Annotated in this window: 4 protein-coding genes and 1 riboswitch; all 4 genes read right to left on the bottom strand. The window is 51.2% G+C overall.

Annotated elements, in window-relative coordinates:
• A partial coding sequence (locus WC562_06540; GenBank protein MFA5055811.1) for an InlB B-repeat-containing protein occupies window positions 1-2058 on the bottom strand: 2058 nt, incomplete at its 3' end.
• A gap of 91 nt (window positions 2059-2149) precedes the next feature.
• Window positions 2150-2233, bottom strand: a riboswitch (cyclic di-GMP riboswitch).
• A 316-nt stretch (window positions 2234-2549) separates the two neighbouring features.
• Window positions 2550-6344: a dockerin type I domain-containing protein gene (locus tag WC562_06535; GenBank protein ID MFA5055810.1), complete on the bottom strand. Its 3795-nt coding sequence runs from the start codon at window positions 6342-6344 to the stop codon at window positions 2550-2552.
• A 194-nt stretch (window positions 6345-6538) separates the two neighbouring features.
• Window positions 6539-7198 carry a cohesin domain-containing protein gene (locus WC562_06530; protein ID MFA5055809.1) on the bottom strand — a complete coding sequence of 220 codons (660 nt, stop codon included), beginning with the start codon at window positions 7196-7198 and terminating at the stop codon, window positions 6539-6541.
• Between the two features lie 201 nt (window positions 7199-7399).
• The gene (lepB, locus tag WC562_06525) at window positions 7400-7921 is read right to left on the bottom strand and encodes a signal peptidase I (GenBank protein MFA5055808.1); all 522 of its coding nucleotides are present in this window, start codon (window positions 7919-7921) and stop codon (window positions 7400-7402) included.
• Window positions 7922-8113: the final 192 nt, after the last annotated feature.

Genomic DNA, 8113 nt, shown 5'->3' with positions numbered 1-8113 from the left:
GAAGGAGTAGCACGCGTTGGGGGTGGCTGTGACGGTGTCGCCGTCGGAGCCGCAGTCAACAGTTTGCGGGGTAGTGCCCGTGATAGAGCCTCCCGCACCGGCGTTATAGGTCAGTGTGTAGGTTGGTGTGATACAAGAGGCATTGGCTGTAGCATCGCCGGTAAGCCCGGTAACTATTAAGGGGTTTATCACTGAAGGTACGCCGTTCAGTGTCCACTGCTGGAATTCACAGCACGGATCGGAATCATCTGCGGTAAGGGTAACGGAATCCAAAGCGTTAAGTCCAGTGTATATCCCGGTTCCGCCCGCAGGGATTGTATCGGTTCTGCTTCCGGTCACTTCTATAGGACAGCAGCCGAGGGAATTGACCGTGAGGGAGTAGGTTGCTGTAGCGCTGCAGGTGCCGGTGACCGTTTTGTCAGCATCCACAGTTACGGTGGTGCTGGCGGAACCTGGATCAGCCACGTCACCGGTCCAGGAGTTGAAGAAGCATAACAGGTCGGAATCATCGCAGCTTATATTAACAACGGTTCCACACGGTATGTCAGTGAATGTCTGGGAACCGCCGGCGGATACGGTGCCGTAGTCGGTGATAATGTCGCAGCAGCCGCTGGAGTTCACTGTCAGAGTGAAGGTATCGATAGCGAAGTTAGCAGTGACGGTGATATCGGCCTGTACGTTGGTATCGGTTCTGGAGGCGGTCAGTACGCCGTCCGACCAGTCGACGAAGTGGTAGCACGCGTCGGGGGTGGCAGTAACCTGGGAGCCGTCGGAGCCGCAGTCAACAGTTTGCGGCGTAGTGCCTGTGATAGAGCCTCCCGCGCCGGCGTTATAGGTCAGAGTGAATGTATCGATAGCGAAGTTAGCTGTGACGGTGATGTCACCGGTCACGTTGGTATCGGTTCTGGAAGCAGTGAGTACGCCATCGCTCCAGTCGACGAAAGAGTAGCACGCGTCGGGGGTGGCGGTGACCTGGGAGCCGTCCTCGCCTTCATTAACGGTCTGAGGGGTTGTACCGGTGATAGAGCCTCCCGCGCCCGCGTTATAAGTTAATGTATAAGTGGTAACACCGTCCGGTGCGAAGTTAGCTGTGACGGTGATATCGGCCTGTACGTTGGTGTCGGTTCTGGAGGCTGTAAGCACGCCGTCCGACCAGTCGACGAAGTGATAATCGGTATCAGGAGTGGCTGTAACGGCGGAGCCGTCGGAGCCGCAATCAACCGTTTGCGGGGTAGTTCCAGTGATAGAGCCGCCAGCACCGGCGTTGTAGGTCAGAGTGAAGGTATCGATAGCGAAGTTAGCAGTGACGGTGATATCACCGGTCACGTTGGTATCGGTTCTGGAGGCGGTCAGTACGCCGTCCGACCAGTCAACGAAGGAGTAGCACGCGTCGGGAGTGGCTGTGACGGTGTCGCCGTCGGAGCCGCAGTCAACAGTTTGCGGGGTAGTGCCCGTGATAGAGCCTCCCGCACCGGCGTTATAGGTTAATGTATAAGTGGTAACACCATCCTCCGCGAAATTGGCTGTGACGGTGATATCGGCCTGTACGTTGGTATCGGTTCTGGAGGCGGTCAGTACGCCGTCCGACCAGTCAACGAAGTGGTAATTGGTGTCTGGAGTAGCTGTAACAGTGGAGCCGTCCTCGCCTTCATTAACGGTCTGAGGAGTAGTACCGGTGATAGATCCTCCAGCGCCTGCGTTATAAGTTAATGTATAGGTAGGCGGTGGAGTGGGTGTAGTCGTAGGGGGTATAGAACCGCCGCCACCGCCGCCACTACCGCGCGGGAACGCGACAACGGGAAAGAATGTAGCTATCAGTTCGCTGGAATCAAGGAAGTTGGTTTTGCCGTTGCCGTCAATATCGCTGTTGCCATTAGAGGATGTTGTTCCTAATAGAATCAATCTGAGCAAAATGAAATCAAGGATGTTTACCTCACCGTCCCCGTTGATATCGCCGGTATCAGAGGAACCTTCGGCGTACGAATATGAAGGAAGTGCCAAGATGGGGGAGAAAGCGAGGACGAGGGATATAATGACAACTATAAGTGAACCGAGCAACCTATTAATTCCTCTACTCTTTTGATACATCTCGCACCTCCGAAACTTACTTTTTCCTGCTATACATCTTAATGACTACAAGAATAAACCGACCTATAACGGTCGGTTTTGCTATTGGCTCCGCGCAGTCCAAGCAACCAAATACAGACTGCGTTTCTCGGCCCCCGCTAAACTAGCTTTATTAACTCGGCGTATCGCCAAGTTTTTACGCGATAAAGCAGAATAACCTACTCTATCGGCACTTATTATAATATAATATCGTAGAAAAGTCAAGAGAAATAATATAAAAGAGCTTAAAATTATCTAACCAGCGCCATATAGAGTGTTTCATACTAGATTATAGATTCTAACATATCGAGAGAATGTTTAACAATAGCGGGATATAATTGAGATTAGCGTAAGAGTAAAATCCTATTATTTTATCTTCAATTGGTATGGGAAATAAATATTCCGTTAACGAGGTGATGAAGACCTTCTGGATGATCCGGCTGTTATTCCACTGTTACGGAGCTGTCAATCCAGTAAGAAGGCAATATTTCGCTTGAGGCCCAGGCTTCCCACTTAAGTAATCTGGGAATGCCTGCCCCCGGCACAAAGTTGAGCGGGCTGGCCCCGGCGGCTAGAGGCGTAAAGTATGCTGTGCATAGAGCTCCGGATGCGTTAACCCCGTAGCCGTTGTTCACGTTGTTCGCCCAGGCGGAGTTATCCCATATCACGCGTATTACACCGGGTTGCTGTTGGTCGGTGCTTACAGATGTTTGATGGAACTGGTTACCCCAATTCACAGGTATTATTCCGTCCAGTTGCATGGCTGTAGAGTTGAATCCCAGGTCGAAATAGGCGTATGTCAGATAAATCGAGCTCGTGATGTTGATGGTTACGGTGAACTGGACACCAATCGTCTGAGGTCCTACGCTCTCGAAATACACCGTGTTCGGATTGATTGCGAAGTTGGCGGTAACGCTCTTATCAGCGTCCATTAGGACGGATTCAGAGATGTCGGTACTTCCGTTTATCTCTGGATCGTCGCTGGTCCAGTAGGCGAAAGAGTACGAACCTGCGGGAACAGCCTGGATCGGAGCACTGTCGTTGCAGTTATACGTCCCGGCTCCTGTCACAGTAGCGCCGACAACAGCGGCCTCGGCGGGCAGGACGTTTGTCGTTAAGGCATACTGTTTGATCGAGTAGTGCGCGGTTACAGTGTATTCTGAATACAGCTGTACCGTCGTATCGGATGAGTTAGGATCGCCTATGTACGGCGAGCCCGTCCAGTTAACGAAGTCGTAACACGGATCGGTGTTGGCATGAATGGAGACAATATCACTGCAATTGAACGGATTATCGCCTTCAAATGATGGGTTTCCCCCACCCAACGGATCGGCAACCAGCGTGAGGGTGAACGTGTATCCGATGACGAAGTTCGCTTGCAAAGAATAATTACCATCCACGTTTACAGTTGTTGAGGCTGAACCGGGATCGGTTACCTTGCCGGCATCTACAGCAGTTCCCGTCCATTGACTGAAGATGTAGCACGTATCCGGTGTCGCTTCAATACTTTGTAAAGTACTGCAATCGTAATGGGAAACGCCCTCTTCAGGTGTGGTCACATTGCCGCCCGCGCCGGAAGAAATTGTGAGATCGAAGTCATCGACAGCGAAGTTTGCGGTAACGGCGACATTCTCAGTCACGTTGATATCGGTTCTGGAAGCTGTAAGTATGCCGTCGCTCCAGTCAACGAAGTGGTAGCACGCGTCGGGGGTGGCGGTGACCTCTGAGCCGTCGGAGCCGCAGTTAACGGTTTGTGGAGTGGTGCCAGTGATAGAGCCGCCCGCACCGGCGTTATAGGTCAGAGTGAAGGTATCGATAGCGAAGTTAGCAGTGACGGTGATATCGGCCTGTACGTTGGTATCGGTACGTGAGGCGGTTAGCACGCCGTCCGACCAGTCGACGAAGTGGTAGCACGCGTTCGGAGTGGCGGTGACCTCTGAGCCGTCGGAGCCGCAATCTACGGTTTGCGGCGTGGTACCAGTGATAGAGCCGCCCGCGCCGGCGTTATAGGTCAGGGTGAATTGTTTGATCGTGTAGTGCGCGGTTACAGTGTATTCTGAGTACATCTGTACCGTCGTATCGGATGAGTTGGGATCGCCTATATATGGCGAACCCGTCCAGTTAGCGAAGTCGTAACACGGATCCGGATTTGCGTGGATAGAAACGATATCGCTGCAATTAAACGGATTTGAGCCGTCAAACGACGGCGTTCCGCCGCCTATGGGATCGGCGATTAGTGTAAGGTTGAATGTAGAGCCGATGACGAAGTTGGCATGTACGGAGTAGTCGCCGTCAATTAATATTGTAGTGGACAAGGCGAACGGGTCATCCACTTTTCCCGCGGAGACGCCCGTGCCTGTCCACTGGTCGAATATATAGCACAGATCCGGTTCAGCGACGATCGGCACGTTAGTGCCGCAATCGTAGTTATAAGCGCCCTCGCCGGGAGCGGTGACGCTGCCTCCAGCGGAGCTGTCTATGCTCAGGTCGAAGGTATGGATAGCGAAGTTGGCGGTGATATCATAATCGCCGTTCATGGTGATGGTGGAGGAAGCGGCGTTTGGGTTGGCGATGGTGCTGATATCGCCGGTCCACTCGACGAAGTAATAGCAAGAGGAAGCCGGAGTGGCCACGAGATTGACCACCTGGCCGCAGTCATAGGTGCCCACCGGATCGCCTTCGCCCGGGGTAGTTACCGAGCCTCCAGCGGAACTGTCTATGCTCAGATCGAAGGTATCGATGGCGAAAGCAGCAGTGATGGTGTGATTGGCTTGAACATCGGTGAAGGTGTAGGATTCGGAAGGGGCAACCGGCGCACCGTCGACAGTTAAGGTTACGACGTAGTAGCAGGAATCCGGGTCGATGGAGAAGGTCTGGTCGGCTCCGCAGTTGACAGTCGTGGTTCCCGGAGATATCGTCCCGTTGGCGCTCTGCGTTACGGTAATTATGAAAGTATTGATAGCGAAGTTGGCGTGTACAGTGTAATCGCCGTCCATGGTTAGGGTTGTAGTGTCGGCATTAGGGTTAGCTACCTTGCTTGCGGCAACGCCAGTGCCGGTCCAGTTAACGAAATGGTAGCAGGCGTCCGGAGTAGCCACGAGATTAACCACATCGCCGCAGTCATAGGTGCCCACCGGATCGCCTTCGCCGGGGGTTGTGACTGAACCTCCATCGGAGGAGGAAGTCGTTAGATCGAACTCATCGATAGCGAAGTTGGCTGTGATTGAGTAGTCGCCATTCATGGTGATAGTGGTCGTCGGATCGTTTGCGTCGGTAATAGTAGCTATATCACCAGTCCAGTTAACGAAGTGGTAGCAGGCGTCGGGAGTGGCGACAATGTTAATCACTTGCCCGGCAGTGTATACATATGGACCTGCTTCGCCAGGAGTTGTGACAGCGCCGTGGTCGGAAGAGGATGTATTCAAGTTATACAACTGAGAGATTTGTGCCGAACTGTTTATCCATGTCGTCCCAGATATAGCCGAGATGCTACCCGATTGGCTTTTATAAAGCGTGCCGTTTCCTAGTGTGAGAGGGCTAGTACCCACACCCCTGGTTTCAAAAATAATATCACATAGATATCCGCTGCCAGAGACGCCGTTCCCGCCTCCGTCTACATATGAGCTGAGATTAGGCATTATTGTGAGTGTTCCTGCCGCGTCATTCCAATCTACCCCGTTTGCCATTTGAATCACGTTACCGCTGAAGTCACCATTGGTTACATCGTTGACTTGAAGTATAAGCGGGTCGTAGTCTACAGTGAAAGAGCCGTTGTATAGAAAGGATGTCTGTGCGATATTCACTCGCGCGGTGAAGGTGCCGCCCGTTGTTCCGGGGCCGTATGAGGATTGATACGTGGATAGCTCGAAATTAACCTGATTTGTGACAATAGGCACGCCACCGCCTCCACCTCCGCCACCGCCTCCGCCGCGCGGAGAAGCTGATTTCCCAAAGACCTCGTCAAGCAGGGCTGCGATATCGAGTGTGTTGATTTTGCCATTGCCGTCAATGTCCGCGAGATCGTTAGGCGACTCTTGCCCTATGATAATTAGCTTTAACAGAATAAAGTCAAGGATGTCTACTTGACCGTCACCGTTGATATCGCCGAGCAGCAAGTTGCCTGAGTTCGCTTCGCCGCTTGCGCATGCGTGCGTCGCCGGGAAGAGAACCACAATAACGACTAAGGCTATGCTAAGGACGGAGAAAAGCTTGATAGCCGTACAAATCGATTTTTTCATTTTCTTGCTCTTAATTTCCGCCTCGCTTCGGCGTCGGGATTATAGCGGTCAAATTATATTGGAAACGAGTCAATTTGTCAATCCTAAATAATATAACTTTACTTAAAATATAAAAAACAAACACATAATACTTAATTTTCTGCTACTAATGGCAGGATAAGAATTTTGCGTGTAGATTAACGATATCTACCAGGTTATTCTATAGCGACGAAGCCGTCGTTCCAGGTCGCGGTGATTTCGGTCCCTTCGTTATCACCAATCATAAGATAACCTGCCGGATCGCCTTCTCCCTCAATGAAAGAGATAACACTGAAATCATCAGGATCGCCCATAACCTTGAAGTAGATATCTGCCAGGTAGCCGTCGCCGCTAACACCGCTAGCACCCATGGAGGACGGCAGGCTGTTAACTATTCTTAATGTCCCCTGCGTATTGGCGGGCACGTAGCTCCACTTTTCAATGCGGATAGCGGTGCCGGATATATCTCCCGGAGTGACGTCTTGTACCCTGATGACTTCTGGATTATATGTAATATCATATTGTGCCGCGTAGAAATCGTTTACCGAGGTAATATTAACGTAAGCATGGAAGTACCGGCCTTCACTCTTAACTACTGTTTCAGGAGCGTCGATTGAAATTGTCACAGCGCCGACCGGAGGCGTTGTGGCAGTTGGTGTTCCTGTGGGTGTTGTGGTAGCTGTGGCTGTTGTTGTCGGTATGGCGGTTGGGGTTGGTGTCCCGCCGCCGTCGCCGGAAGGCCAAAGAACCACGAGTAAGATGATTACCACAATAGTTATAACGGGTGCTATTAAATAGCCGATGGGTATGGTTTTCTTTTTCTTCGGTTCTTCCATGTCTCACCTCACAGAAAGTATTATTCTGAGCGACTTTATGTAGGAGTATACTAGTCGCTGTTTTTTTTGTCAAACATCCTGTTTACGAGAAAGTTCAGAGCCGATACGCGTTGTCTCTTCTTATTTTGGCGTTACTATCGATAGGGATATTTTAAATAAAGAGATGTTTATAAGTCGGACGGCTCTGGCCGCGTTAAGGCGCTAATCGTAAGAGTATCCCGAGACGAGATGCCAATCGCTGAGCGGCCAATAGCACAGCCAGGCCTTGCCGATGATCTCATTCCTCGGAACGATGTCGGCGGAGGCTGAGTCGCGGTTGTCGCCCACAATAAGATAGCTGTCATGTGGAACTATTTCGGGAGGTCGGTTCAAAGAATTCCCTTGAATATACGGCTCTTCCAGCATTGAATCGTTAATGTATACCAACCCATTCCTGATTTCCACTTTCTCGTTTGGCAGTCCCGCTATCCTGTGAATGATATAGTCGATAGGTGATGGACGTGACGAGTCATGAAAAACAACAACATCTCCCCGCTGGGGCTCGCCGAACCAGTAAGCGGATTTGCATACAAGCACACGTTGTCCATGCTCCAAGTTTGGCAACATGGAAATGCCGTTTGTCAGGCGGCTTTCCAGCGTAAAGTGAACGCCAAGAAAGATGAGCAGTGCTACCAGAAGCGTTCCAACGATTTCGAAAACCGTCGTTTTTGTCGCTATTTTCATTGTTGCTGCATTATAGCATATCGCGAAGCCGCTCTTGAAATTGGTTCGGTACAGAGAATTAATCGCTCGCAGATGATTCGGACGTTCGCCCGTCGATCTATATAAAACATTGTGAGTTGGGCTGGAGGCGACGACGCGGGTGAAGCGTTTTCATTTATATAATATTATTGCACTTTGTGTGATACAGGTGAT

Source organism: Dehalococcoidia bacterium (assembly GCA_041649635.1).
GTDB lineage: Bacteria > Chloroflexota > Dehalococcoidia > E44-bin15 > E44-bin15 > JAYEHL01.
Note: the sequence above shows the minus strand (reverse complement) of the source record. Positions and strands in the feature narration are given on the sequence as shown.

Bases quoted from the DNA above. Each gene is read 5' to 3' on its own strand.
- lepB (MFA5055808.1), bottom strand. From the start codon at position 7,921: ATGAAAATAGCGACAAAAACGACGGTTTTCGAAATCGTTGGAACGCTT.
- WC562_06530 (MFA5055809.1), bottom strand. From the start codon at position 7,198: ATGGAAGAACCGAAGAAAAAGAAAACCATACCCATCGGCTATTTAATA.
- WC562_06535 (MFA5055810.1), bottom strand. From the start codon at position 6,344: ATGAAAAAATCGATTTGTACGGCTATCAAGCTTTTCTCCGTCCTTAGC.